This window comes from Streptomyces sp. NPDC005899 (assembly GCF_040629645.1).
Classification (GTDB): Bacteria; Actinomycetota; Actinomycetes; order Streptomycetales; family Streptomycetaceae; genus Streptomyces.
Genome location: NZ_JBEXWB010000646.1, coordinates 1 through 1,737, shown reverse-complemented (window position 1 = coordinate 1,737; position 1,737 = coordinate 1). Strand labels below are relative to the sequence as shown.

Genomic DNA, 1,737 nt, shown 5'->3' with positions numbered 1-1,737 from the left:
GGCGGGCCCGGGCCCGGATCGGCCGGGCGGGTGATTCCGGCCGGCGGCCGGGGCACGGGCGCGGGCGCCACGTGCCCGCCGGTGAAGCATGAGGTGTGCCGGAGGCGTGAGCCGGGCACTCGCAAGGCTCGCCAACCTGAGATTTGGGAGAGCACGCCATGACGGATCCGCGCCGACTTCCCGGGCTCGACGAGTCCTTCTGGATGGACAGCACCGACTCCGCCCCGCACGGTCCGCTGACCGAGGACATCGAGGTGGACGTGGCCGTGGTGGGTGGTGGTATCGCCGGTCTGAGCACCGCCTGGGAACTCGCCCGGGCCGGCCGGACCGTCGCCGTACTGGAGGCGGACCGGATCGCCGCGGGCGTCACCGGTTACACCACCGCGAAGATCTCGGCCCTGCACTCGCTCGTGTACGACCAGCTGCAGAAGACGAGGGGCGCCGAGGGCGCCCGCCTGTACGCGACCTCGCAGCAGGACGCGGTGGAGCGCGTGGCGGGCATCGTCGACGAGCTCGGCATCGCCTGCGACTTCGAGCGCGCCGCCGCCTACTCGTACGCCGTCACCCCCTCGTCGGCCGAGAAGCTCCGGGCGGAGACCCACGCGGCGATCGAGGCCGGGCTGCCCGTGACGTACGGGACGGAGACGGGGTTGCCGTATCCGGTCACCGGCGCGCTCCGGTTGGACGGGCAGGCGCAGTTCCACCCCCGCAAGTACCTGCTGGCCCTGGCCGACGACCTGGTGCGCCGGGGCGGCCGCGTCTTCGAGCGCAGCCGGGTCACCGGCCTGTCGGAGGGCACCCCGTGCCGGGTCACCACCGAGGCGGGGCGGACGGTGACGGCCGGTGACGTCGTCGTCGCGACGCACTACCCGGTGTTCGACCGGGCGCTCCTGTTCACCCGCCTGTCCACGCGCCGGGAACTGGTGGTGGCCGCGCCGATCGCCGCGGACCTGGCGCCCAAGGGCATGTACATCACCGAGGACGAGGGCAAGCGGTCGGTGCGGTCCACGCCCCTGGACGAGGGCCGGCGGCTCCTGGTCATCACCGGCGAGTCCTTCACGCCGGGTACGGGGAACCCGTCCGAGAGCTACCTCAGGCTGGACGCGTGGATGCGCGAGCGCTTCCCCGTCGAGGCCACCGCCTACCGCTGGGCGGCCCAGGACAACGACCCGACGGACACGGTCCCGCTCGTCGGCCCGCTCCACGCCGGTGCCCGCCACACGTACGTGGCCACGGGGTTCGGCGGCTGGGGCATGACCGGCGGGGTGCTGGCGAGCCGGCTCCTCACGGCCCTGATCACCGGCGGCACCCTCCCCTGGGCCGGGCTGTACGACCCGCGCCGGCTCAAGAGCGCGCTGCGTGAGGCGCCCGCGTTCCTGGGCCAGCAGCTCGAGGTGGCCAAGCACTTCGCCGGGGACCGGTTGCGCACCGCCCATGTGGACACCGTCGAGGAGATCGCCCCCGGCACCGGGGCGGTGGTGCGTGTCAAGGGCCGTCGCTGTGCGGTCTACCGGGACCCGGAGGGTGCGGCGACCGTGGTCTCCGCCCGGTGCACGCACCTGGGATGCCTGGTGTCGTTCAACGAGGCGGAGACGGCCTGGGAGTGCCCCTGCCACGGCTCGCGCTTCGGGGTCGACGGGTCGGGGGGGCCGGGGGGGGGGGGGCGGGCCCCGGGGGGGCGGGGCGGGGGGGACGGCCCGGGCGCCGCGCGCCCCCCCCCCCCCCCCCCCGGGCGCA

1 protein-coding gene is annotated in these 1,737 nt (G+C 75.1%); it reads left to right on the top strand.

The window, feature by feature from the left end:
- Positions 1-158: 158 nt before the first annotated feature.
- Positions 159-1,737 (top strand): FAD-dependent oxidoreductase (locus ABZ371_RS32360; RefSeq protein WP_358686459.1); only part of this gene is annotated, 1,579 nt, incomplete at its 3' end.